The organism is Leptolinea tardivitalis (assembly GCF_001050275.1).
Lineage (GTDB): Bacteria > Chloroflexota > Anaerolineae > Anaerolineales > Anaerolineaceae > Leptolinea > Leptolinea tardivitalis.
Map to the genome: position 1 here is coordinate 143,437 of NZ_BBYA01000014.1, position 25,235 is coordinate 168,671.

The window sequence follows — 25,235 nt, forward strand, 5'->3', positions numbered from 1 at the left end:
GTATTGGATAGTTATTTGTTGCTCAGTCTTTTTATCCATTTTGAGCTGGTTGAAACCTGCAGGTTTGTTACCTTTCTGGGCAGGGGAAATACTCTTGCTGATTTTTACTGTCATCATAATTACAGATATTGAATACCATGTCATTCTCGAACAGATGACAGTTGCAGCTTATATCGTAGCCATAATTTCCGGTTGGTTTATTCATGGATGGATTAAAACCCTGCTGGGAGGGATCGTTGGTTTCCTGATTTTTCTTGGTTTATATTTTATCGGGAAAGCGTTTGCCCGACGATTATCCAAGAAAGAAAATGGTCCAATTGATGAAGAAGCGCTTGGTTTTGGTGATGTGCAATTGGCCGGAGCAATCGGATTTCTTGCAGGATTTCCCTATATACTTCCAGCGCTATTAATGGCCATTGTCCTTGGTGGAATTGTGTCAGCAGCTGTAATTCTATTTTCGCTCATCCGAAAACAGTATCAGGCTTTTTTAACTATCCCGTACGGTCCTTTTATTATAATTGGCGGGATTTTTAGTCTGTATTATTATCTAGTGTAAAAACAGTCCTGCTTTAAGGACCTCATCAGGAACTGTATTTTTATACTTTTCAAAATTAGCGGAAAATTTTCGAATCAGATCAGTTGCGGTTTGGGCATAGGATAGTTGGCTTTTCCAGGTAGTCTCCGGTAATAACAGATCTGAAGGCACATCGGGGCAGGTTTCTGGAATATTCAGGTTAAACCATTTATCCTTTCGTATAGGTATATTTGATAACATTCCATTTATTGCTGCATGGATCATAGCTCTGGTATGAACAAGCGGAATTCTTGTTCCATAACCATATTTTCCTCCTGTCCAACCGGTATTGATGAGCCAGACTGACGAATTCGTTGTTTTCAATCGTTCAAATAGCATATCTGAATATACATGCGGTTTCAACGGAAGAAATGGCGCAGCAAAACATGTAGAAAATGTTGCTGATGGTTCTTTTCCCAGGCCTGTTTCTGTACCCGCGATTTTTGCTGTGTATCCCGAAAGGAAAAATACACAGCCTGATAAATATCCAGTTTGGATATAGGTGGCAGAACACCGAAGGCGTCAGCACAAAGGAAGAAGATGTTTTTTGGAGAACTGGCGCATCCTGTCTCAACATAATTATCCACGTATTCAATAGGGTAGGCGGCTCGAGTATTTTCTGTAATTGAGCTATTATCAAAATCAATATTTCTACTGAGAGGATCCATGACAACGTTTTCCAGAACAGTACCAAATCGATGGGCCGCTTTCCAAATTACAGGTTCCAATTCTTTTCGAAGACGGATTGTTTTTGCATAACAACCTCCCTCATAATTGAATACCCCATGATTTGTCCAACCATGTTCATCATCTCCAACCAGTTTACGTTCGATATCTGACGATAATGTTGTTTTCCCGGTTCCTGATAGGCCAAAGAATAAAGCAGTATCCCCATGTCTACCGGTATTGGCTGCACAATGCATCGGCAAAATACCTTTTTTGGGCAGAATGTAATTCATATAGGTGAAGACAGATTTTTTTATTTCTCCCGCGTACGCAGTTCCTCCAATCAGAACAAGTCTTTTCTCTAGATCGAGCACAATGAATGCAGAAGAGTGAACCCCGTCGCCTGTTGGATCAGCTTGAAAACCTGGAGCGCATATAACCGTAAAAACCGGGGAAAAGTCAGCTAATTTATCACCGATTAACCGTATAAACAAATTTTGAGCAACAAGATTATGCCATGCCCGCTCCGTTATGATGCGGACTGTCGTTTGTGCTTCAGGATCTGAACCTACAGCCATGTCTTGAATAAAGACATCCCGACCCTGAAAATACGCCTGTAGTTGCAGAAGAAGCCGGTCAAATTGTGAAGGTAAAATCCCCCGATTTACATCTCCCCAATCAATTACCTGTTCAGTAGTCTCATTGCGAACGAAAAACTTATCATTTGGAGCTCGACCGGTATGTGGAGAGGTTTTCACAACAATAGAACCTGTTCTTGAAATACAACCTTCCTGCCTGAGGATAATCTGTTCCACCAATTCTGCGGCAGATAGGTTCCAATAAATGGTCCGTAAATTGTGAAAACCCAGATAATCCAATCCGAAAAAGGTAGGTGTTCCCGAAAAACTGGTGAGGTTCATTCAGGTGTCTTTTCCTTTACTGCTTTTATTGAGTAGGAATTCCGAGCATCGTTGAATACCAGTACCAGATTACATCAGCTGCCGGCTTTCCACGAATTGAAGAAGATTGATCCTGATTATTACCCACAAGAATGTATCTCCGCGTTGATACTCCAGATATCCACTCACGTCGGTTTATCTCAGGAAGTGCTGCATTATAAAGATCCGATTGTTCTTTGAGAGAAATTGTTAACTCAGGTTGTAAAAGTGCTGGAAAATCAAGCACCGATGGGACCATACAATCATTGAAAAAATTCACACAACCAAGATATCCGGTATCAATTGACGGAAAATCAAGGCCAATCCAAATCTTTTTTCCATATTCGTCAAAAATAGGTTTAATGGAATTCTCCAGAATATTTGAGATATTGGCAGAATAGGTGTTTGTATCTCTTGAATCACTTGAAATCTGACCCAAATTTAATATATATAGGCCATCAGATTTCTCTAAAGGAAAAATCTGTGCAGTTTTAATATCTTTCAGGTTGACTGCAAGTAACATTTCACGACTGAAACTTAATCGAATATTGGAAAAAAGATCATTACATTTTTGTTGAATATCAACAGGGAGTTTTCCAATATGACTGCTTGAATCGGTAGAGCCAAAGAATACTGGCGATACATCTTCATCACCAAAGATAATGCCATCAACTTGATTTGATTCAGCGAATTCGGCTGCTGAGCGATAGAATTCAAAAATGGAAGAAAACCACTGATCCCATCCATTTGGATTTTGAGTTAACATACTCCAAAAATCATCCGGATTGGTAGGGTAATGAGTACACGCACGCAAATATACATGGAATCCCTTTTCTTTTGCCTTAGCAATCATTAATTCCAAATCATTAAGTGTAGGATTCTGTCCTGGAACAATATCAAGCCATACTGGTTGAGCACTACGAAATGTAAAAGACATCGGTAAAATCACAGTATTGGCGTTTAGTCCACTAATAGCGTTTAGTGAATTTTCCATATATATTAAATAAGAAGGACGATAAGCGTCTGAATATTCCACAATCGTGTTGAAGCCAATTTCGCGTTTTGAAGTCTCTTCTGTTGAAACTATTGTTGGTTCAGTGGATGGCATCCAGGTTGCCCAAACACCAACCGGAACATCTATAGTTTGACTGGAAGAACCAGCTTGAAATGAAAAAACTTGATCAGACTGACTACCGATTTCTTTTGTTCCGCAAATTTCATTTCTGCAAAATCGGTAACTGATAGGTGCTGAAAAATTCAATGGTGAAAATAAAACAAATTTAAAAACACCATTATCAGAAGGCCACATTTCCAATGGATCCATCCATCCAAAAGCATTTAGTTGAATCTGTATTCGTTCATCTTGAGATGTACTTGCGGGTGGTGTGAACATGAAAGTAATTGGTTGATAGTTAAGAGTATTCCATGATTCAATGGTATCTTCAATAACCATATCTTCAGTACCTGTAAAAATGGTACGATTTTTCATGGTTCCGTTTCGGGATGTTTCCCGATTCCAGAACGAATCCCCCAGGGAATAAAGATAATGTATTTCTGTCTCAACGGGGAGTTGCTTAATAATGAGAAATTCAGTTGTTGATTGCCGTGACAATTCAGGAGCGCGGTTCTGAGACAGACTGGTTCCTCCAAATAATCCAGCAAAACTATCACCGAGTAAATTAAGGTTCCCAAATAATCGAAGTTTGGCACTGGCAGGTGTATTTTCAGGACATTTTACAATAAATGTTACATTTATAAATTTCTTTGGAATTAATTCAATTTCAATTGGCGTAACAAAATTTGGATCAATGACCGCCTGCTGCTGAAAAGGTTCAAATTTTCCGTCTGGGCTGAAAATGGTTACATTCTGAATGCCTGCAGGAATTCCCTGAAGACGAAATCGACCATCAAAAGAGCTGGTGGTTGAAATTCCATCTGACGTGATAATGGCATCGGAAACAGATTGCCCGGAACCTTTTAATCGTAATGTTCCTTCAATTTGACCAGTCTCACCGATAGCAACAGATGATCTAAAGCCTAAAACAGTATCTTCAATTCTGGAATGATCTGTAATGAAAAAAAAACGGGAAGCCAGCTCTTTTCCGTCAGAATTTATTTCAACATTGTTGTTTTTACCGGTCATCACATACCGGTATTGAAGCATCATCCCCTTTTTTGCCGGATAATCCAATTGATAATGCCTGTCATCAAGCATTTGCATTTCAATATAAATAGGGTTCAGTTCATGAGCATTTATTGGATTGACAAACTCAATGGATAGCCGGCTATCCTGTACTATCGGTTCTGGTATTGTTACAACAAAGGAAGCCAGCACATCGGGATGATAGCTGGCTTTTGATTGTTGATCTGTTTTTTCTTCTATTGAGCTGCAAGCGGAAAAAAGGAAACCTGCGATGATGAGAATCGAGGTCACTGGCAGCCATTTCTGGATGTGAAACCCTGATACGTGCATGCGGTGTGATGAGATATTATCCTGATTTTGATTTCACAATCGAAGCAAATGCCTGATGAATTTCGTTTGACCGATTGGCCAGAGCTCCCAATACACCATTTACGAATCTTGGAGTGGAATCTGATCCAAAATATTTTGCCAGTTCAATCGCTTCGTTAATTGCCACTTTCACCGGTGTGCACTGTTGGACAGCAAATTCCCACATAGCAATACGGATAATATTGCGATCAATAACAGCGACCTGGTCCAATGGCCATTCAGGAGCATGTTGGGCAATATAATCATCCAGCTCTTTTGTTATTGGCAAAACCCCAAAAATGATCTGCCGTGAGAACTCCTGCAGAGAAGGATCCAAAGGTTCATCTACCAGACGTTCCTCAAAAATGGAACCTGGCAGATGAGATGTCATATCCTGTTCGTAAAGGACTTGCAAGGCTATACAACGGGCCTTGGTGCGTGATTTCATAGGTTTTACGACTCGCTCACCGGAGAAAAATCTATATCCTCAATATGAATATTGACTTTACCAACTTCCATACCTACCATTTCAGAAAAGGCTCGAGCAACCTGGGTTTGGATGGTGCGGCTGACATCACGTACATTGACATCTCTATTCAGAATCACATGAATATCAGCATAAACCGTATCATTTTCTACCCGGATTTCTACACCTTCATTTACTCCGTGGTGAAAAATTTTGTTGATATCGGTAGGTGCCAGAGCCAACCTACGGACGCCAGGCACACTCAAAGCGGTTAATCGAGCTATGGAAACGAGAACTTCTGGAGCTATTGTCGTTTTACCGGGTGGTCGTATTCCCTGTTTCATGAATTCTCCTAATCAGGATGATATACAAATTATAACCCCGAAAAATCAGAGGGTTTTCCAAAATCAGCTTATCATTCAATAATTTGTTTAATAAAATCAATAGTTTTCTTTTCAACCCATTCATGTTGTCGATCAAGCAACACACAATGACCACATTCATCCAATTCTTCCAGATGTTTTTCAATTGATGATATTGATTTGTAGATAATTGAACTACTCTTAGGATCAATTGTTTCATCTTGCTTCCCCTGGAAGAGCAGGGTGGGTTGTCTTACGTCTATTAACATGGGTTTGATGAGAGTCTGAAGTTTACCTAATTCAACTACAGCTTTCAATGGATTTACTCGATATCCCTGCCAGGGAAGGAAGCCATTTTTCGTGGCGACTAGATTCTTTTTCTTAGTACTGTAGATGAATTTGTGAAAAAAACGTGCTACAGGCATATCCGGAATAACAAGAGCGGGAGCATACAATAAAACAGCAGCAATTTGAGAATATTTTGCCGCAAGATAAAGGGCTATCAATCCACCCATTGACTCACCGCCAACAACAATCTCTGTGAAATTTTTCTTTAATAAGTCAAATTCCGTTTCTGCACAATCTACCCATTCATTATATTTTGTTCTTGACAAGTCTTTTGGACATGTTCCATGACCTGGAAGTAACGGTGCACGTACTGTCCATCCTAGTTGTTGATTTATACATTTTCCAAGATTCCTAACTTCTAGAGTGGTGGCCGTGAAACCATGAAATAATAAAACCCCAACCGATTCTCCAGAAAGAGTGAAATCATTACCATCAAATTCATTATTAAATAGTTCAGACGATGTCATTTATTTCCAGAGACGGGATTGTATTTGTAGCTTTTGGCATAATGGCGATTTTTGCATTTTTCGGCAAATTTGTGCATGCAATTTTACAGGCATCTTCAAGAGAAGCAGAAGGCTCCAATAACAGGCGAGACAATCTATCAGCATCTAAAGACGAAACAACTATGATGCGTATCCGTCGCTGCTCGCGTGCAAACTGTAGTGCTTTGTGCGGCCCAACCTTGAACCCCTCCTGTTGAAGTTTAGAAAAAACAGCGTCTATTGATTTGATACCCTCCATGAATGCTTCATAGCTATTGCTGCCAACACCTTCCTTACATTCAGCCACAAGAATGACACAACCGCCATCCCTGGTAATACTGGCCGCATGGGAAAGAGCTTTTTGTGACTGGTACAAGTTGATGTCCTTCGGGTATCCACCTGGCGAAGCTATGACAAGATCATAATTAGAATGAGTGACATTGGTTTGACAAATTTTTCGGGAAAGTGGTATTCCAACTGACATTACTTCTCGAATCGACCCAAATACGGCATGCATGATCTGACGTGAAGAATTCATGACCACATTCAACGCAGCATCAACTTTAATCAGGTCACCAATTTCTTCAACATCTTGACGGGTAGGGTTTTTACCATAAACTCCAAAGGTGGATTCAGGCTCTACAAGCATGGCATGGTTCTTATTGATAGTTTGCCGGCCTGTCAGCCCGATGGACGCGGTTTTTGCACCTCCAGAGTAACCCATAAAGTGGTGCGGCTCTATATTACCAATAAGAAATTTGTAATCTGATTTATAAAATGAAGAGTTGATATAGACAGGAGTCTTTCGTTTTGTCTCACCAAGATATGTAAGGTTTTGTTCATTATCACAATCATGTGAAACAATCTTGTAGTTCTTTTCGATATTTTCAGGGAGAAGCAACCCGAATTCTTCCTTTTTCATCGGAGTATGAGTTCCTGTAGCGATGAAGAAAGTAATTTGATCAGGAGTAAAACCAATCTGATCTAATTTTCCCAATAGGGCAGGTACCAGTATTGAGTTTGGCACCGGCCGGGTTTTGTCATTTATGGCGATGGCTACAGAACCTGCAGGTGATACGTTTTTCCAGGAAAACGTGCCAATAGGATGAGTAATGGCATCTTGAACAAGTAATTCTTCATCACAAACAATAGATGAAATTGGAGGAAGCAAGGTATCTACCGCAATTGAATCAGGTAAAGAACCCGATATTACTGAATTTCCATACGGTAAAGAGAAACAAGGCATTTTATTTCCTTAAATCAAGATAAGTATGCCCGCAGGCTATTACCTTTGGATTGAACTGCATAAGTTTAGTGAAAGACACGCACGCCAATTCTATATCACCTGTTGTGCCATCCGTTGTGGGAACAGGTACTCCCTTTTTTGTATTTATAGCATCTCCGGCTATCAATATGTTTTCTTTAGGAAGATAGAAGGAGATATGACCCGGGGTATGACCGGGAGAGGAAATTACCTGTATGCCGCTAAGGATAGGTAACAATTCGCCATTAATAAGAATTCTATCCACTTCAACAGGTGGAGAAGTCAAGAAAGACATAAGCAAAGGAAAAAAGATTACACCTATTCCTTTTGGCTTGATCTCACGGCTGCTAGAGCCATTTTTCATGGCATCAGCTTCTATTTGAGAAGTCCAAATTTGAGCACCAGTTTTATTTTTCAAGAAGGCAGCTGAACCATAATGATCAGAATCTGAATGGGTGATCAGAATTCGCTTCAGATTTTCAGATGAAAATCCAATTTTCGATATATATAATAGAATATTATTTCCATTATTATGCATACCCGTATCAATCAAAGTCAGTTCATGCCCATCAATTATTAGATACTGGTTTACAAAAGAACCGATTTTATGAAGAAATGGAGTAATTTGCATTTCTACCTCAATATCAAATTTCGGGTATTTTCAAGCGACGATACTATAACAATATTATGGTAATTTGGAGCAGGGTTTTTAGTACATTTGGCAAATCTTCAAAAAATGATTTTCTGTATCTTTATTTTCCCTCAAAATAGGTATAAAACTTTGGAACAATATATTATATAGGGTTTGGTAACATTTTTTCTTTTATTACTCTAGGAAGATAAATATAAATGAAATAATTTGAGAATTTTGGTTTAAATATTGCAGTGGGGTGAAATGAAAAAAAGTCAGCAGGTGATGTGCCATTTTGAAACAAACGCAGTCTTTTATGATTTATTCAGGCTTATCGATTGCATTCATATTATCCATAATTCTTGCGAAGCAGGTGAGGCATTTTATGGATGATGGGTTAAAATTAGCTTTATGGTTTCGATAAGTTACATTATCGCAAGCATAGTATAATGTGAAAAAGGGTTTTCCTATGACCGTTTCCATGACAATAAACGAGGCTGTAGAACGCTTTCTGACAACCATTTCTCAGGCACGCAGTGAAAATACGGCATTGACGTACGGAAATGCCATGGCGCTTTTTCTTGAAGTTCTGGAAAAGAACCATCTCAACCCTTCTGAGAACCTCACAGAAAGCCTTACAGAAGAATCTGTAGCCTGGATGATCAGCCGTCTGAAAGATCATGCGCCATCCACTGAACGTTTGTACCTTACTGCAACGACCCGATTTTTTGAATTTCTCGCATCAGAAAATCTTGCCGTTATAAATTTGCCCCGAATTCAAATGCTTATTCATCAACGCGCCAGACGGCCCGGTCAGAGACTGCCGATGTTTCCACGTGATAATATTGAAATCATTGTAGAACACATGCTCTCTAAAAGCTATGCGCAAACCGATGATCCTGAAGAGAAACTTCGGAATCTTCGAGATCGGGCATTCCTTGTCACTCTGGCTGATACTGGACTCCGTGTTCATGAAGCTTGTGGTCTCCGCCGTGGCGATATCGATTGGAATGAAGGGAAAGCACTGGTAATTGGCAAAGGAAATCGTCAGGCTGTTGTGAGGTTCAGTACCCGATCACTTGTAACCATTAAAGATTACCTGGCTGCCCGTGCCATTCTGGATGGTTCTGCAGGGAAACCATTGGCTTCCCTGCCCCTGTTTGCCCGTCATGATAAAGGCGCCGGGAAAAAGGTAAAACCAATTACTACAACCACAGGCCGTGAGATCGTAGCCGATTGGGTAAAAACCATCCTCGGACAAGATGCAATCGGAACGATTACCCCTCATTCATTCCGCCATTATTTTGTCACTAGAGTGTTGCATAGTTCAGGAAATTTAAAACTTGCTCAAGAGTTAGCACGTCATAAGAGCATCGCTGTAACCCAGAGATATGCCCATCTCAATGATGATGAATTGGATCGAGGATATTTCGATATTTTTGAAGATTCAAAGAATACTAAAATAGAATAAATATTGAATATGTCAATATAGCTGGTTTGTGCTATACGCATTATTTGAAAATAATCTTACTTATTAATATTATTAAACCGATTTGAACTATATAGTTGATTCAATAACGAGTCTACATTTTTCTGTTCTGAATAATGGAACATATCGATGAGGTTTATTTTTGGTGCCTCATGGTTTTGTATTACTTGATTACTCCCCTTTTCCGCAGACTCTTTTTCTACTTTTTTCTTCTCTATTTGGCTCCACTTTGAATTTGTATATGAATTTAGTAAAAGGTTGGCATTTTCTTGAGATGGGAGAATGGTTATATCTGTTAAAGCTTCTGCCTGAATTTGAGGACGTCGCTTCCGTACAGAAATCAGGCCATTGATGCTAACCCACCTGCCTATCCATGAATCAACGGAAATATCCATTCGATTGATGTCATCCAATACTGAACCCCACAGAACAACAGTAAAACAATCTTCCTGCCAGTCACCAAAATTCAAGAAGATATGATCTTCACCATTAATGGTATGGCCGTGAAAAATCTCAATAATCCTTCCTACAACAGTAACAATCTCCCCCTCTTTCTTATAGATTTCATCTAAGGATTCGGCAAAAATAACCGGTATTTCTACCTTCTGTTTTTTTCTGGAATCGAATAATGAACTAATTTTTACAGGTTTTACTGAGGTGCCTTCTATTAATTCTTCCAAAGAAGGAACGCTTTCAATCGAAGATGTGCAAATTTGCCTGAATTGGGAGATATATCGAGAAACCCCAGGGTTATTTTCAAGTGCAAGAAGTAATCTGGATTTTCCAGGATCAAGAAAATCCGATTTTTGGAATAACAATCCTTCTCCACCAGATTGGAAGCGATTCCAGAGTGCTGGATCCGATGCAAGTGCCATTATGGCCAGGTAAATCACGATCGATGAGAAACGATCCATCCGGCAATTAAAAAAGCTATTGGAACGTTCCGGATGCTGAAAGTGTGTATTCCCTAATTCGCTGCTTTTTCTCCCTGTCAAGGCAGGTACAAACATTCCATCATAATCTATGAGGACAATTTCATCTGATTTGACCAGAATATTCCGATGTGATAGATCTCCATGCGCAAGTTCTTTTTCCTCCATCAATCTACACACCTGACGAAACTTTTGTCCTATGGTTATCAGATCTTTCTGACTTTCAAGATGATGAAAAATATACGATTCAAGAGATTCCCCCTCCACCCATTCCAAAACAGAAATGGGAAATTGTTTTCCATGAACTGTTATCCCATGCTGTATGTATCGCGTTGGAACAAAAAATGGTAATTGGTACTTTTCAATTGCCTGACAGATTTGTGCATAACGGATTGCTCTATCCCGAACACCACGATGAAAACATCTTGCTGCCCAGGTCATTTCATTTATGTCAACTTTATATGTTAGGGCAAATCCGCCTGAACGTACCCGTGGGAAGCCCCACAGGTCGCTTTCCACTGATCCAAGTTTTAAAAAATTGGAGGAAAAAGCCATTTCTGGGTGCTGTAATGCCGATTGGTAATCGGCAAAAGATGGATATTTTTGAGTGCTCAAGCTCCACCTTGTCCCAATTCAATCAATATCAACGACGTGTCATCATTTTTCAAATCCCCTCTTTTTCGCAAGCCGTTGATCCAATTTGTAAATCCGGATATGTTTTTTGCATTCTTGATTTCCTTGACCATTTTAACAAATTCCAACTGATCAGATTGAGAATTCCTCATGATCCAGGAAGATATAGCATCTGATGCCAGAATTAATTTATCACCCATCACTAATGAACCACGGGCGGTTTGGACTTTCCCTTTTATTGAATCTATTTTCTCACTTCTTGATGGGATAAGTACAGGAGTATTATTAAATTCTGTGTGATGTTGTAATGGTAATGAAAGGAATATAGATTTATTTCTGGCAATAAACAGGCAGCAATCTCCAATTGAAAGTGCACGCCAGGTAAATGAATAAGCAGGATGCAAAGGAAAATGCTGAATTTCAACCCATGTCATTGCAGCGTATGCTCCCTGTTTCACTTTCTCGATGGCATGCCATGGCAGGTTCTTATCTTGTACTGATTTATCCCAATCTTTTTGGGCACGTGAAAGAGCCCGATAAAAATTAAACTCCGACAAATTGCTCTGAGAACAATTTTGAACAAGATAGTTTGCCCATAAAGCAGAAAAACTTGTTTGAGTAGCGCCATCTGCTACGATAAATGTAGATAAATCTTGATGGCCATTTAATCCTATACCAACAGCTGGAAACACGGCGTCTTCATTTTCATCATCCTTGTTTCCAGCTTTTGGAATGGAGTACGAGAACCAGGAAATTACATCCAAAATAAATTATGCCAGGTTGGCAGGTCTGGTACCTATTTCGAGACCTTGAATAATACCTGCAATATCTGCATTGTATACAATTCCGTGGGCACCTTCTGCAACTTCTACACCAAGGATTTCTTCTGCCGCCCTGCGAAGGTTCTCAGGAAGAATGCTGGTCATCAAGAACATATTTCTTGATGAGAAATCAGGCATCTCTTCTACACTGGTTGGATAAAGAACAGGTTTATCAAATGGATGAGAAGATGTATGTAATGTTATCAAAAGTACATTACCATCATTAGTAGCTAATTCACACAATGATTTAGCGGCATCTGCCACTTTCCCGTCATTAGATTGTCCATCTGTCAGGTTAATCACTGTTGGTGGATATGAATCTGGATGATCGACAACCCACTGTGAGAGAATTCGATAGGCTTCTTCAAAAACCTGACGCATCGGTGTATTTCCTCTGGCATAAGGTTCAACCCACACCGGAAATTTTACCGACACATCCATAACACCACCCTCCCCATCGGGCTCCTGGTGTTGTCTATCTTCTATACGCAATGGATGTTGATATACTTCGTCTATCCAGGCAAGATGTGTTTCTTCATCAGCCCCTGGAAGAATGGATTTGATTTCTGAGCCATATCCGATAATTCCTACCTGGTAATAGGGTCGGATATCCAGATCTTTAGATGCTGAAACAACCAGACTCTGTAAGACTCTATTCAAGGCTTCAGCAACAAATTCTGACTTTTTTGGATTTCCATCTGTCCCCATTACAGGTTCATTCATAGATGTAGAATGATCGACCAGAAATAGAAAACAAGTAGGATTTGCGCGACTAATTTCAGCCTTATATGGCATAGCTCTCTCCAGTCAGTTATCCATTAAAATTAAGATGATTTGCTTTTCAATAAATATAACACCCGAAGACTTCCTTCTACGGATTTTTTATTTAAAATTTCGAAAGATTTTACAAAAGCTTCTTCAAATCCTTCGATAGTATAACGAGGAAAAATATCTTTTCTAGTTTTCAGTAAAATTTTCACCTGAGAATCTTCTTTAGGTACAAATTCAATCACAACATATTTTCCCAGACTTTGCAGATATTCAGCAAAACTCTCCAAAGGAACATTATTAGATATGCATATATGGTGAATCAGAGCAAGAGCCATAACAATATCGGCCGGACCGCGATTTGCTAATGAATCACGCTCTTTATTAGCCCAACCAATGTCACCGCTTGGATTAGTCAGGTCCAAAACAAGAGGCAGAATCCCAGTCTCTTTTGCTGATTTCATCATTCGGTAATTCTTTTCAACAGCAGCCGGGTCAATGTCAAATGATACAACTGATCCAAGATCTGTTACCGTACGGCTGAATTCTCCTGTATTGGCACCCAGATCCCATATTTTTCCACCACCTGCTAAACTGACAAATTCTTTTACGAGAGACTTTTTTGCATCAAACGCAGAATCAGAGTAATTTGTAATGTCATAATACTCTGCCCACTCAGTTCCCTTAGGCTGCCACTCCAATCCCTTAACAGTGCTTTGCAGACTATCAATCAATCCAAGAAGTCCCATCTTGGAAACATTGGCTTTTTGTCCAGATTCCGTTTCTTTTGTAACTGAATATTTTTTCTGTGCATTGGCATGTAAATGAATATGAGTCGCCAATCCAATATTCAACCGGGTATTCCAGGGAAGAAGCTCAGAAGCCATATCAAGTGGAATCCCATCGATGTAGACTCTCATTAATTGATTCAACCGAATATCTACCTTTGACATTAGTGCCAATGGCGCTAAGAAATGTTGACAGAATTGTTTATAAGCATCCCACGGTTTGCCATCACTATAATCATCAAATGACAATGTATCAATTAATACAGGTTTACCTTTGTGAAATTGGATATTATAGGCACTGGCATCTTTAAGAGTTAAGCCTTTTTCAAGGGCTAGTTTTTCAATTTTTAACGTGAGAAGTGCTGCATCTTTTAACTGGCTGAAACTCCATTCATATGGATAAGATATGAAATCCACCATTTCAGGTTTTATGATCCGGTAACACAATTCACTATCAGGTGGTTCCACATTATCGACTTCTTCGTGGTTAATTACCCACCCCTTCTTTTGAAGCAATTGGCATAATCCGCTTGATATAAACTTTTCATATATCGATTGGTATTCTTTATTAATTTGTCTATAAAGGATGCCATCATGTTTGAACAAAAAACCACTAGGATCTCGGAATGAGGAAGAGAGAGGATTTATTTGTTTTTTCATTTTCAATTATCCATTATTCTTTTCTTTGACAAAGTAGATGAATGGCAAACTTGCAACTGTGACAATCATTTTTATGATCACATTTGCCCAAAAAATGCCCCAGACAGATTGGATCGGCATTGTTCCATAAAAAGCCATAAAAGAGAAACAAAGTGAATCCAATGGGACACTGATTGAATTGCTAACCAGAACTCGCATCCATTGAAATCGTTTGGTAATCTTATCAACCCATAATCGATACACTTCAGTATCAGTGAGTTCTGAAACCAATTGTGACAGAATACTGGCGATTGTAATTCGCCAAACTGGAGCGAGAACCTTTCCCCAAAGCTCACTGCTGCCTGCTGACCGGTCTGGCGGAACAATTGAGACAAACCAGAAAAATACCGCCATAAAAAGGTTGATCACAACAGCCGTAATAATAAGAACCCTTACACCTTTCAAACCAAGTACTTTATGTGCAAGGTCACGCAATGTAAATGTTATCGGGTAAATAAACGTACCGGCATCAAACGAGAGGCCGGCAAAACTTACAATTTGTAGACTGGCTATATTAGAAAGTAATTGCGCCGAGACGTATATGGCACATACGATTATTGAAGATATCAAATTCCATTTCCTTAATAAAATAAACCAAGTTTATACCACTTTCTCGCGCATCTTGGAACTTAAATAGTCCATTGATGCCACCACAATCGCGATAGCGATCATTTGCGCAGAAGCAGCTCTGTAGTTTAGCAGATTAATATTTTGAATAAGTAAGAATCCAATTCCTCCTCCGCCGGCGAATCCAATAATGGTTGACATGCGGACATTGATATCCCACCGGTACATGGTAAAAGATATATATGGGGGAATGATCTGTGGCACAACGGCATAGACAACGGTTTGCATCCAATTCGCACCAGTAGCTTTAATAGCTTCAACCGGGCCGCTCAAAATACTCTCGACCTGTTCTGAATATAACTTGGCAAGTGCAGCCACTGTATGCAGTGAAAGCGCCAGAACACCGGCAAAAGGCCCAATACCTACCCATACAACAAATACAATAACCATAATCAATGACTCAATGGATCGAAGTGCATTGAGGATTGTACGTGTTACATAGTAGATAATTATTCCAACAGGAAGAAGGTCATTCTTACTGGTCGTAATTCCGACAATCAGGCCGCCAATGGCTCCCGCTACAGCAGGCCAAAATGCCCAGTAGATAGGATTTTCAATTTGATATAACCAGTTTATGGCTGCGCCCAATAACACAAAAATCATTGCTCCGGCAGCCATAGCCATTAAAGTGCCAACAATCTTTGTTTGTTTAACGGAGAACTTTTTCTGAAAATTGACACCCATTTTTCCTGCATAGCTGCCTAATACCCCGGCGGCTGTTAAGGCGGCTGTTAGTGAAATCAACATCCGTAGAATCTGACCAATATTCATAAGGAACGAGCCCAGGAAGCCGAATCCACCAAGAACTCCCTGGAGATAATGTCCAAGTATTTCCATTAAACCTGCCAGAATGGCAATTGTTATTAATCCTATCAACAATCCCAGGGATATCCCTGCCATCCGAAATAATCGCGTTGATAGTTTCGGTTTGTGAATTTCTTCTTCTGGGAACGCCCATTTGACCAAACGAACCAAAAGAACAGGGAAAATAATAATGATTCCCACGGAAATAATGATATTTTGCGAAATACTATCCCCCAGTGATCCCATCCAGTCAGCTACATAACGACCGATGACGAAGCCCACCGGTATAGCAATCACTTGGGCAGAGAGTCCCAATAGATTGCTAACAATCTCTTTCATCAAATTCCGGGCGGCAAGAAAACTTAGCGGAATGGAAAGTATTGTTCCGATCGTTGTTGCCAGAAGGGCAAGGAAAATGGTTTCAATGATTTTTTCCCAGGTATCGTAGGCCGTTTGAGTTAAATGTGGTGCACCAACGGGCTGGCGAACAATGGCTTCGATAGTTTGAGCGGCATCATTGGGTCGATTCGGGAGTTTGGCTGAAATTTTAAAATAACCATTTGCATCGGTTTGGATATCTCCAAGGCTTAGATTCACCTTGCTCGGTGGTAAGAAATTCAACGGCCCTTCGGTTTTGGCCGGCATATTAAATCCTTCAATAACAACTTCTGTCCCTGGATCGGCACATGCAGGTGTTACAACAATATATGGTCTGGTTGTATCAGGTGCCGCCGGTTTCCAATCCTTAGATGGACAGGGAACCTGGACAGGTACGGTGATTTTGACTTCTGTTTTGTCATACACAAATAAATCGGGTTTTGCCAGAGCCCGGATGATCCGAAGCAATTGTTCCTGCCGGCGGGGAGATTTCGTCTCTTCAAGATTAACTTTTGTCACCTGAAAACCATATGCATAAATGATCACAGCAGCAATAATGGATGCAGCCAATCCCAATGACCGCCATATGGAGGCTTTAGGTTTTTGATTGTTTTTCATTTAGCCCACCCGTTCGGCGTCTTTGCCGTAAATTTCTTTAAATTTGTTGTCATCAATTTCTTTTGGAAGACCATCAAAAACCAATTGGCCATTATTTAACGCTATAACCCTATCGGAATAACGGTGTACAAGATCAAGAAAATGGAGGCTGCATAAAACAGTAACACCATCTTTCTTGTTGATTTCTTCGAGATATTGCATGATGCTATGTGCCAGAACTGGGTCCAATGAAGCCACTGGTTCGTCCGCCAAAATCATTTCAGGATCCTGCATTAAAGCTCTGGCAACTCCTACTCTCTGTTGTTGTCCTCCAGAGAGTTCATCTGCCCTATAATTTGCCTTATCGGCAATTCCGACACGTTCCAACTGGTGTATAGCGAATTTTATATCTTCATCTGAAAATCGATTTATTAAGCTCCAGGCAGGATTTGCATAGCCCAATCTTCCTGAAAGAACATTTGTCAAAACACTTGATCTACTGACCAGATTAAAATGTTGGAAAACCATACCTATTTTCCGTCTGATCATACGTAATTCTTCATCGGTTGCTCCAGTAACACTTTGTCCGTTAAAAATAATAGTTCCTGAAGTCGGGTCAACAAGTCTATTTATACAACGTAGTAATGTTGATTTACCTGATCCACTCAAACCAATGACGGCCAGAAATTCACCTTTCTTCACATTGAAGTTCACATCTGTAAGTGCTTTAACCCCTCCTTCATATACTTTGGTGAGGTTCTTTACTTCAAGAAGATTTTTTTGAGGGGAGTGTTCCATACATTTGACCTTCAATGAAAATATAGGATATTTTAACCAATATCAATGGTATTTAATAAAAGCCCGGAGTTCAGCATACGAACTCCGGGCTAAAAATAAATAGTTTATTATTTACCCAACTTTTCGAGCGTTATGCCGGCAGCTTCCACCATGGTGCGAACAAAGTCATATTCTGCATCAGTGGTTTCTGCAATACCATTCCATGCATAGAAATCCTGTTTACCAATTGAATTCTTCCAGTCATCTGTTTTTGCGAATTCAATCAATGCTTTTGAAATTTTCTCTCTGATATCAGTCGGGAATTTAGGCCCAAAAGAGAGTGTGTCATTCGGAATGGATGGAGAAACAGCCAGTATCTTGACCTTTTCAATTACATCAGGAGCCTCTTCACGAATATTGGCACGGGCATCATTGACTTTATAACCGCCGCACATGAGTGACTTCTTATCCTCGGTAACTTTGCATTCTTTGATCAAATCAGCCGGAATATCAGGATCTGCACCTTCCTTCCATGCTTCTTTCCCTTCGGGAACGGAAGGTGGAGTATAGAATACTGTGGCAAAATCAACCTCGCCATTGTAAACAGCCTTAACCGATTGTGGATGACCGCCGGTGGCTACTTTTTCTCCCGGTTCAATCCCGGCTTCTTTGAACATGGCTAAAGGAACGAGGTAACCAGATGTAGAACCTACATCACCATATCCCCACTTTTTTCCAGCCAAATCCTTGATATCCTTAAAATCGCTATCACGTTTCACAATGAATTCTGCCCAATAGACAGAAGAGCCATACCGAACAGCTTTAAAAGCAACATCAACACCACAAAGCTGATTGGCCAACACATATCCCAGACCGGGAATAAAACCGATGGTATCGGTCGGAGAAGCGCACATCTCTTCAATGGTGGCAGCATAGGAAGTCGGAACTGAAACCTCGAATTTGTAGCCGGTCGCTTTTTCGAGGGCATCCGCCATGATCTTCCCACCGGTCACTATGACGTTGGCATCTGTGGATGGGACGAACAGGACTTTAATTGGATGTCCAGCACTTCCCACTTCTGCCTCGGCGGCTTTTGTCGGTTCAGTTGCTTTTGTTGGTTCAGGAGCTTTTGTCGGTTCAACCGCAGTTGGTTTTGGTGCTTCTGTTGGTGCAGGAGTTGGCTGACAGGAAGTCAGCAACATAGAAGCAATGGTCATAAGTGCAGCAATAACGAGAACAAAACTATTCTTCTTTTGCATATTGCTCTCCTTTGGAAGTATTAGAATGTTTTAATAATAGCCCGGTTTTAATAAGTGGGCAAGCAATGTAAGATCATTGATGTATTAACGCAGTATTATGACATCTTTATTAAATGGGAATAAAATTGACATGATCATGCGCGTGGCGGTAGAATCATTTTAGGAGAAAATCATGCCCATCTATGAATATCAGTGTTCCGAGTGCCGGCAGACCTTTGAAGTCCGCCGTTGTTTTTCTGAAGCAGATTTACCAATATCCTGTTCCAATTGTAAGAGTAACAATACCCATAGATTACTGTCTAAATTCTATGCGCAATCCGCTGGTTCCCCTTCCCTGAGTTCAACCGGTCATTCCGGTTGCGGGGGGTGCAGCGGTGGTTCATGCGGTTCCTGTCACCACTAACTTGATCAATAAAAGGAGCATATTATTATGAAGAAAGATTTCATTTCCATTGCTGATTATTCACCAGAAGCACTCCAGGGAATTCTTGATCTGGCTATTGAATTAAAGAAGGAACGCCTTGAAAAAGGAGAAAACAAACCTCTTCTCAAAGGCAAGGTGTTAGGAATGATTTTTCAAAAGCCAAGCCTTCGTACACGCGTAAGTTTTGATATGGCTATGCGTCAGCTTGGTGGAGATGCTTTGTATCTATCCCCTAATGAAATCGGCCTTGGTCAACGCGAATCAGTGGCTGATGTAGCTCGTGTTTTAGCAGGTTATGTCGACGTCATTATGGCACGTGTGTTCGCCCATCAACATGTTCTCGATCTGGCAAAATGGGCCTCGATTCCAGTTATTAATGCTCTGAGTGATTACGATCATCCGTGTCAGGGTATGGGCGATGCTCTGACAATAATTGAGAAATTTGGCAGTCTTAAAGGACTTAATGTCACCTTTGTTGGTGATGGTAATAATGTGGCTGTTTCATTACTTCATATTTGTTCCAAATTAGGTGCAAATTTCACCTTGGCTTCACCTGAAGGCTATGATTTATCCTCCAAGGCTCTGGAAGAAGGAAAGACATTTGCGGCAAAGTCCGGTTCTTCTATTCGCACTATTCGTGATCCACATGAAGCCGTAAAAAATGCCGATGTTATCTATACAGATACATGGACCAGCATGGGTCAGGAAGAAGAAACTGAAAAACGGAAAAAGGTATTTCCACCATATCAGGTAAATGCAAAACTTGTTTCAGAAGCCAAACCAGAAACAATTGTCATGCATTGTCTACCAGCACATCGTGGTCAGGAAATTACAGATGAGGTGGCTGATGGACCGCATTCAGTTCTATTCCCACAGGCTCATAACAGAATGCATGCCCAAAAAGCTATTATCGTAAGTCTTTTCCGATAGAGATATCTATGAAAAGCCAGGAATATATTGATCTCGAAGAGAAAATTGGCGCGCACAATTATCATCCATTGGATGTTGTTCTTTCAAGAGGAGAAGGCGTCTGGGTTTACGATGTTGACGGGAATAAATACCTGGATTGCTTAAGTTCATATTCTGCATTAAATCAGGGTCACATCCATCCTCGAATTTTGAATGCTTTAATTCAACAGGCTGGCAAACTAACCCTTACATCCCGGGCATTTCGTAATGATCAGTTGGCTCTTTTTTATAAAGAGCTTTCTGAGTTAACGGGTTACGAAATGGTTCTACCCATGAATAGTGGCGCTGAAGCCGTAGAAACTGCATTAAAAGTTGCTCGTAAATGGGGTTATGTTAGCAAACAAGTTCCACGTAATAAAGCTGAGATTATTGTAGCCGAGGGAAATTTCCACGGACGAACGATTTCAATCATTTCCTTCTCATCGGAGCCATTATATAAAGATGATTTCGGTCCACATACCCCTGGTTTTGTTTCTGTAAAATTTGGTGATACGCAGGAACTTGAAAAAGCGATAACTCCATATACTGTGGCCGTAATGATTGAACCCATACAGGGCGAATCGGGTGTGAATATTCCACCGGCTGGTTATATCAAAGAAGTTCGCAGTTTATGCACGAAAAACAACGTTTTATTTATAGCCGATGAAATTCAAACTGGACTTGGTCGCACAGGGAAACTTCTCGCCACTATGCACGATGATGTTCGTGCTGATGTTGTTATTCTTGGTAAGGCACTTGGTGGAGGGTTCTATCCCGTCTCTGCAGTTCTGGCAGATCGATCAATTCTTGGATTGATCAATCCAGGTGAACATGGATCTACTTTCGGTGGAAATCCTCTCGCGGCTGCCGTGGCACGGGAATCTCTAAAAGTACTCGTCGAAGAAAAAATGATCGAAAATGCTGCCATTCAAGGTGAGTATTTCCTGGAACAACTTTCAGAGATAAACAGTCCGAAAATCAAAGAAGTACGCGGGAAAGGTCTCTTAATTGGTGTTGAGATCAAAGAAGAAGCCGGCGGAGCTCGTAAATACTGCGAAGCCTTGAAAAATGAAGGTATTCTTGCCAAAGAAACTCATCAACAGATTATCCGTTTTGCGCCTCCATTGATCATCGACCGTCCTACCATTGACTGGGCGCTGGAAAAGATTCGAAAAGTATTATTAGATTCCTGACCAGGAAAAAGAAAAATGGATTGGAAAACCGAGTACGCGGGAAAAATAGTCTCGGCTGATGATGCGGTCCGTTTCATAAAATCTGGACAACGTGTCTTTCTCACGGGGAATTGTTCAGTTCCCCGTGAGTTGTTATCAGCCCTCATGCGGTATGCGCCAGAAATTCATGACGTTGAGGTTTGTCAGGCACTTACGGTTACAGATGAAGATTACGCAGCACCTCCTTTTGCCGGGCATTTGCGGGTGAATACATTGTTCATCAGTGCAAATGTTCGCAAAGCTGTCCATGAAGGCCGCGCAGATTTTACACCAATTCTTTTATCTGAATTTCCGCTCTTATTTATGAAGGGTATTCTGCCCGTCGATGTGGCCCTGGTTCATCTTTCACCTCCTGATGATGAAGGTTTTTGTACTTTTGGTATTGAAAATGGAATGACAAAAGGCCCGGCAGAGTCATCGCGCCTAATTCTGGCAGAAATAAATGAACAAATGCCGACTACTTGTGGTGATACAAAAATCCACATCAGCAAATTGGATGCCATCATTCCTGTGGATTATCCTCTGGCTGAAATGCCCCAGGGGAATGATGGGTCAGATCCAGTTATGGATAAGATCGGTGCGCATATTGGCGAACGCATACCAGATGGTGCTACTCTGCAATTGGGTATTGGCGCTATTCCAGATTCCGTTACAAAATATCTTGGTCATAAGAAAGACCTGGGAATTCATTCTGAGTTGATATCTGACGGAGTTATTCGTTTGGTGGAAAATGGTGTAGTGACAAATTCCCGTAAAACAATTCATACAGGGAAAATTGCTACTGGTTTTCTTTTAGGAAGTCGAAAATTACATCGTTGGGTGGATAAAAATCCCATCGTAGAATTTTATCGAACGGAATATATTAATAATCCATTCACAATAGCAAAAAATTACCGAATGGTTGCTATCAATTCAGCCATAGAGGTAGATCTGACAGGGCAAATCTGCGCAGATTCTATCGGCACGAGGTTGTATAGCGGCACCGGTGGGCAGATGGACTTTATTTATGGGTCTTCTTTAGCAGAAGAAGGTATGCCCATTATTGCACTTCCAAGTTCTTCTGTAAGCTCCAATGGGGCAGTAATAAATCGTATCGTTCCGACTCTTAAATCAGGAGCCGGTGTTGTTACAACACGAAGTCATGTACACTATATAGTGACAGAGTACGGAATGGTTGATTTGTATGGAAAATCAATACGGCAGCGAGCCCAATCATTGATTTCCATCGCTCATCCTGATTTTAGAGACGAACTTATATTTGAAGCAAAGAAACTTAACTATATCTAATAAAAAAATGACTATGAATAAACGAAAAGCAAAGATTGTTGCAACTATTGGCCCGGCCTGTGATACAGAAGAGAAGCTGCGTGACGTATTAATCGCCGGTGTGGATGTTGTCCGACTGAATTTTTCGCATGGTACACACGAAGATCATCATAGACGAATTGGTCTGGTGCGAAAAATATCTGAAGATATTCACAAACCCATATCCATTCTTCAAGACCTGCAGGGACCGAAGATGCGAGTTGGCAACCTGCCTGAACAAGGTATTGAATTAAAAAAAGACGAAATCGTTTTATTAACAGCCCGGGCATCCATGCCACCTGCGGGAATTGATCACGTTATTCCAATGGAAGTTCCGGAATTGGCTCGCTCTGTCCGCGAAGGCAGCCGGGTATTGCTCGATGATGGTCGTCTGGAATTGATTGTGAAATCATCAAAAACCGATTCCGTTGAAGCGGTAGTCTCTCTCGGTGGGAAATTAACCTCGCACAAAGGGGTCAACCTTCCTGGAAGTGAAATAACAATTCCCGGTTTTACGGAAAAAGATAGAGAAGACCTTGAATTTGGATTAAAAGAAGAAGTAGACTATGTGGCTATTTCTTTTGTAAGATCAGCCAACGATATTAAAATTGTCCGTCAAGCCATTTCGGATATAAACCCTGCGCGGATCGATACCCGATTAATTGCCAAATTGGAAAGACCTGAAGCGATTGCTGATCTAGATGCTATTTTGAATGTAGCTGATGGTGTAATGGTAGCCCGAGGTGATCTAGGGGTTGAAACTTCTCCTCAATTGGTTCCGATTATGCAAAAATTGATTATCGAAGCAGCAAATAAAAAATCGAGGCAGGTGATTACTGCCACTCAAATGCTTGAGTCGATGATCCAGAACCCCCGTCCAACCCGTGCAGAAGCATCGGACGTTGCCAATGCAATTTTCGATGGTTCCGATGCTGTAATGCTTTCCGGAGAAACAGCCAGCGGTGCCTACCCTGTTGAAGCCGTCCGAATGATGGATTCAATTATCCAAGAGGCTGAAGCGCATGATGCTGAATGGGGGCATTGCCATCCTACTCCAGATCCATTAAGCCTTCATGATGATTCATATTCGCTTGCCCGAGCAGCCAAAGAACTGGCACAGGATACAGATGTCTCCTGTATTGCGGTATTCACCCGCGGTGGCCATACTGCCCGTGTGATGTCAAAGACACGTCCGCATGTACCAGTGCTGGCATTTACACCCGATAAACGCACCTATCAGCGTTTAGGCTTATACTGGGGAATTACTCCTTTCCTTGTACCTTTTGCCTCGACAGTGGAATCAATGATCAAGACAGTTGAAGATGCCATTATTGAATCGTCTTTGATGAAAGTCGGACAACAGGTGATTTTGATATCCGGCTTCCCTGTTGGTGAAATGCGTCCGCCCAATTTTGTACTTCTGCATACGTTAGGTGCCAATAAATAGAAACTATTACAAAAAAACCGCCTTGATGGCGGTTTTTTTCAACTAAACATCTGTGAATTCAATCTATCCAATGATTCTTTGGATGGACGCAATTCTTTTTGGGTCAATCTATTCAGAGGTGTATCGACAAGATTGTACAAATCATACATGGAAGGTTGATCGGGATCGACATAAATTAATCCAGTCACCAGCCAATCATTCACATAGGCTTCTTCCAACATATGCATGGCATCCCAACGGCTGGTTGGATCATACTCGCGATCCAATTTTTTCAGGACAACCATTGAACCGTCATGCAGTTCAATTTCACGAACTGTATTTTCCTCAAAATCCTCAACCATGATCTCATCTCTTGGCGGCACATAAGAAAGTTCATGGAGATGAGATTCGTGGTCTTTTCCCCAGGAATACGAATGTAAGGCTGTTTCTAAATTATAAAAAGTTACACATGGACTAATAATATCCAGCACAGCAAGTCCACGGTGGCTTAATGCCGCCTTAATCAAGTCTTTTACCTGTTTAGGATCACCGGCAAAAGACCGGGCGACAAAGGAAGCATTGGAAATTAATGCTTCCATACAAATATCAACTGGAAGATACCGGCTGGTTCCCTGTTTTTTCAGGGTTTTTCCGCGTTCTGCAGTGGCGGAAAACTGTCCTTTTGTCAAACCATAAACCCCATTGTTTTCCACAATATATGTCATTGGCAGATTCCGGCGTACCAGGTGTTTAAATTGGCCGAAACCAATACTGGCTGTATCACCATCACCACTGACACCGATTATACGCATACTGGTATCGCCGAATCCGGCTCCTTGTGCCAGTGATGGCATTCTTCCATGTAAACCATTGAATCCGAAAGAATGACCAAGAAAATATGTGGGACTCTTACTGGAACAACCGATTCCGGAAAATTTCATAGTTTTTTCCGGTCGAATATTCAATTCATAACAGGCCGCTATGATTTGATTGGCGATGGAATTATGTCCGCATCCCTGACACAAAGTACTTGCTGCACCTTTATAATCTGCGCGGGTTAACCCGATCTGGTTTATTGGTGAGGTGGGTGAATTTTCAGGCAT

At 40.9% G+C, this 25,235-nt stretch carries 22 protein-coding genes and 1 pseudogene; 7 read left to right on the forward strand and 16 right to left on the reverse strand.

The window, feature by feature from the left end; genetic code table 11:
* Positions 1–94 precede the first annotated feature (94 nt).
* Positions 95–556 (forward strand): prepilin peptidase, encoded by a 462-nt coding sequence (locus LTAR_RS17185; protein WP_158423462.1) that lies wholly within the window; start codon positions 95–97, stop codon positions 554–556.
* On the opposite strand, the pseudogene pckA reads toward LTAR_RS17185, so the two are convergent.
* From pckA to LTAR_RS16090, 7 genes and pseudogenes are all read right to left on the reverse strand, one after another.
* Positions 548–2,160 (reverse strand): annotated as a pseudogene (gene pckA, locus LTAR_RS16060) (phosphoenolpyruvate carboxykinase (ATP)). The gene LTAR_RS17185 and the pseudogene pckA overlap by 9 nt on opposite strands.
* A 25-nt stretch (positions 2,161–2,185) precedes the next feature.
* Positions 2,186–4,612 (reverse strand): hypothetical protein, encoded by a 2,427-nt coding sequence (locus LTAR_RS16065; protein ID WP_139044605.1) that lies wholly within the window; start codon positions 4,610–4,612, stop codon positions 2,186–2,188.
* Between the two features lie 55 nt (positions 4,613–4,667).
* Positions 4,668–5,117 carry a transcription antitermination factor NusB gene (gene nusB / locus LTAR_RS16070; protein WP_062423327.1) on the reverse strand — a complete coding sequence of 150 codons (450 nt, stop codon included), beginning with the start codon at positions 5,115–5,117 and terminating at the stop codon, positions 4,668–4,670.
* Between the two features lie 5 nt (positions 5,118–5,122).
* Positions 5,123–5,479: an Asp23/Gls24 family envelope stress response protein gene (locus LTAR_RS16075; protein WP_062423328.1), complete on the reverse strand. Its 357-nt coding sequence runs from the start codon at positions 5,477–5,479 to the stop codon at positions 5,123–5,125.
* A gap of 71 nt (positions 5,480–5,550) precedes the next feature.
* The gene (locus LTAR_RS16080; protein ID WP_062423329.1) at positions 5,551–6,312 is read right to left on the reverse strand and encodes an alpha/beta hydrolase; all 762 of its coding nucleotides are present in this window, start codon (positions 6,310–6,312) and stop codon (positions 5,551–5,553) included.
* On the reverse strand, positions 6,299–7,576 hold the full coding sequence (larAH5, locus tag LTAR_RS16085) for a nickel-dependent malate racemase, LarAH5 family (protein WP_062423330.1): 1,278 nt from the start codon (positions 7,574–7,576) through the stop codon (positions 6,299–6,301). The genes LTAR_RS16080 and larAH5 overlap by 14 nt, the downstream gene beginning before the upstream one ends.
* Position 7,577: 1 nt before the next feature.
* Complete coding sequence (locus LTAR_RS16090) at positions 7,578–8,225, reverse strand: MBL fold metallo-hydrolase (RefSeq protein WP_062423331.1); 648 nt, start codon at positions 8,223–8,225, stop codon at positions 7,578–7,580.
* Positions 8,226–8,694: 469 nt separating this feature from the next.
* Between LTAR_RS16090 and LTAR_RS16095 the strand changes: the two genes are divergently transcribed.
* Positions 8,695–9,696, forward strand: coding sequence for a tyrosine-type recombinase/integrase (locus tag LTAR_RS16095; RefSeq protein ID WP_062423332.1), 1,002 nt, complete (start codon positions 8,695–8,697; stop codon positions 9,694–9,696).
* Between the two features lie 56 nt (positions 9,697–9,752).
* On the opposite strand, the gene LTAR_RS16100 is transcribed toward LTAR_RS16095, so the two are convergent.
* The 8 genes from LTAR_RS16100 to LTAR_RS16135 all read right to left on the reverse strand — a co-directional run bounded on the left by LTAR_RS16100 (position 9,753) and on the right by LTAR_RS16135 (position 18,797).
* Complete coding sequence (locus LTAR_RS16100) at positions 9,753–11,165, reverse strand: RIO1 family regulatory kinase/ATPase domain-containing protein (protein WP_158423463.1); 1,413 nt, start codon at positions 11,163–11,165, stop codon at positions 9,753–9,755.
* Positions 11,166–11,257: 92 nt separating this feature from the next.
* Positions 11,258–12,043: a protein phosphatase 2C domain-containing protein gene (locus LTAR_RS16105; RefSeq protein ID WP_062423334.1), complete on the reverse strand. Its 786-nt coding sequence runs from the start codon at positions 12,041–12,043 to the stop codon at positions 11,258–11,260.
* Positions 12,044–12,049: 6 nt separating this feature from the next.
* Positions 12,050–12,895, reverse strand: coding sequence for a vWA domain-containing protein (locus tag LTAR_RS16110; protein WP_062423335.1), 846 nt, complete (start codon positions 12,893–12,895; stop codon positions 12,050–12,052).
* A gap of 29 nt (positions 12,896–12,924) precedes the next feature.
* Positions 12,925–14,316: a class I SAM-dependent methyltransferase gene (locus tag LTAR_RS16115; protein WP_062423336.1), complete on the reverse strand. Its 1,392-nt coding sequence runs from the start codon at positions 14,314–14,316 to the stop codon at positions 12,925–12,927.
* Between the two features lie 6 nt (positions 14,317–14,322).
* Positions 14,323–14,925: a queuosine precursor transporter gene (locus LTAR_RS16120; protein ID WP_062423337.1), complete on the reverse strand. Its 603-nt coding sequence runs from the start codon at positions 14,923–14,925 to the stop codon at positions 14,323–14,325.
* 30 nt (positions 14,926–14,955) lie between these two features.
* On the reverse strand, positions 14,956–16,782 hold the full coding sequence (locus LTAR_RS17315) for a PhnE/PtxC family ABC transporter permease (protein ID WP_062423338.1): 1,827 nt from the start codon (positions 16,780–16,782) through the stop codon (positions 14,956–14,958).
* A complete protein-coding gene (gene phnC, locus LTAR_RS16130) occupies positions 16,783–17,559 on the reverse strand; it encodes a phosphonate ABC transporter ATP-binding protein (RefSeq protein ID WP_062423339.1) in 777 nt (258 codons plus the stop codon). It lies immediately after the preceding gene.
* Between the two features lie 107 nt (positions 17,560–17,666).
* Positions 17,667–18,797, reverse strand: a complete 1,131-nt coding sequence (locus LTAR_RS16135) for a phosphate/phosphite/phosphonate ABC transporter substrate-binding protein (RefSeq protein ID WP_062423340.1) — start codon at positions 18,795–18,797, stop codon at positions 17,667–17,669.
* A gap of 172 nt (positions 18,798–18,969) precedes the next feature.
* On the opposite strand from LTAR_RS16135, the gene LTAR_RS17690 reads away from it, so the two are divergent.
* The 5 genes from LTAR_RS17690 to pyk are packed head-to-tail and all read left to right on the forward strand — an operon-like array spanning position 18,970 to position 24,153.
* Entirely contained in the window at positions 18,970–19,200 is a 231-nt protein-coding gene (locus tag LTAR_RS17690) for an FmdB family zinc ribbon protein (protein ID WP_081420035.1), read from the forward strand.
* Positions 19,201–19,227: 27 nt separating this feature from the next.
* The gene (argF, locus tag LTAR_RS16140; RefSeq protein ID WP_139044607.1) at positions 19,228–20,151 is read left to right on the forward strand and encodes an ornithine carbamoyltransferase; all 924 of its coding nucleotides are present in this window, start codon (positions 19,228–19,230) and stop codon (positions 20,149–20,151) included.
* An 8-nt stretch (positions 20,152–20,159) separates the two neighbouring features.
* On the forward strand, positions 20,160–21,362 hold the full coding sequence (gene rocD, locus LTAR_RS16145; protein WP_062423342.1) for an ornithine--oxo-acid transaminase: 1,203 nt from the start codon (positions 20,160–20,162) through the stop codon (positions 21,360–21,362).
* A 15-nt stretch (positions 21,363–21,377) separates the two neighbouring features.
* Positions 21,378–22,688 carry an acetyl-CoA hydrolase/transferase family protein gene (locus tag LTAR_RS16150; protein ID WP_062423343.1) on the forward strand — a complete coding sequence of 437 codons (1,311 nt, stop codon included), beginning with the start codon at positions 21,378–21,380 and terminating at the stop codon, positions 22,686–22,688.
* Positions 22,689–22,701: 13 nt separating this feature from the next.
* Complete coding sequence (gene pyk, locus LTAR_RS16155; protein WP_062423344.1) at positions 22,702–24,153, forward strand: pyruvate kinase; 1,452 nt, start codon at positions 22,702–22,704, stop codon at positions 24,151–24,153.
* Between the two features lie 38 nt (positions 24,154–24,191).
* Here pyk and LTAR_RS16160 read toward each other — a convergent pair whose 3' ends face one another.
* Positions 24,192–25,235, reverse strand: a complete 1,044-nt coding sequence (locus LTAR_RS16160; protein WP_062423345.1) for a 2-oxoacid:ferredoxin oxidoreductase subunit beta — start codon at positions 25,233–25,235, stop codon at positions 24,192–24,194.

Bases quoted from the DNA above. Each gene is read 5' to 3' on its own strand.
- nusB (WP_062423327.1), bottom strand. From the start codon at position 5,117: ATGAAATCACGCACCAAGGCCCGTTGTATAGCCTTGCAAGTCCTTTAC.
- LTAR_RS16075 (WP_062423328.1), bottom strand. From the start codon at position 5,479: ATGAAACAGGGAATACGACCACCCGGTAAAACGACAATAGCTCCAGAA.
- LTAR_RS16080 (WP_062423329.1), bottom strand. From the start codon at position 6,312: ATGACATCGTCTGAACTATTTAATAATGAATTTGATGGTAATGATTTC.
- larAH5 (WP_062423330.1), bottom strand. From the start codon at position 7,576: ATGCCTTGTTTCTCTTTACCGTATGGAAATTCAGTAATATCGGGTTCT.
- LTAR_RS16090 (WP_062423331.1), bottom strand. From the start codon at position 8,225: ATGCAAATTACTCCATTTCTTCATAAAATCGGTTCTTTTGTAAACCAG.
- LTAR_RS16095 (WP_062423332.1), top strand. From the start codon at position 8,695: ATGACCGTTTCCATGACAATAAACGAGGCTGTAGAACGCTTTCTGACA.
- LTAR_RS16110 (WP_062423335.1), bottom strand. From the start codon at position 12,895: ATGCCATATAAGGCTGAAATTAGTCGCGCAAATCCTACTTGTTTTCTA.
- LTAR_RS16115 (WP_062423336.1), bottom strand. From the start codon at position 14,316: ATGAAAAAACAAATAAATCCTCTCTCTTCCTCATTCCGAGATCCTAGT.
- LTAR_RS17315 (WP_062423338.1), bottom strand. From the start codon at position 16,782: ATGAAAAACAATCAAAAACCTAAAGCCTCCATATGGCGGTCATTGGGA.
- phnC (WP_062423339.1), bottom strand. From the start codon at position 17,559: ATGGAACACTCCCCTCAAAAAAATCTTCTTGAAGTAAAGAACCTCACC.
- LTAR_RS16135 (WP_062423340.1), bottom strand. From the start codon at position 18,797: ATGCAAAAGAAGAATAGTTTTGTTCTCGTTATTGCTGCACTTATGACC.
- LTAR_RS17690 (WP_081420035.1), top strand. From the start codon at position 18,970: ATGCCCATCTATGAATATCAGTGTTCCGAGTGCCGGCAGACCTTTGAA.
- argF (WP_139044607.1), top strand. From the start codon at position 19,228: ATGAAGAAAGATTTCATTTCCATTGCTGATTATTCACCAGAAGCACTC.
- rocD (WP_062423342.1), top strand. From the start codon at position 20,160: ATGAAAAGCCAGGAATATATTGATCTCGAAGAGAAAATTGGCGCGCAC.
- LTAR_RS16150 (WP_062423343.1), top strand. From the start codon at position 21,378: ATGGATTGGAAAACCGAGTACGCGGGAAAAATAGTCTCGGCTGATGAT.
- pyk (WP_062423344.1), top strand. From the start codon at position 22,702: ATGAATAAACGAAAAGCAAAGATTGTTGCAACTATTGGCCCGGCCTGT.
- LTAR_RS16160 (WP_062423345.1), bottom strand. From the start codon at position 25,235: ATGCCTGAAAATTCACCCACCTCACCAATAAACCAGATCGGGTTAACC.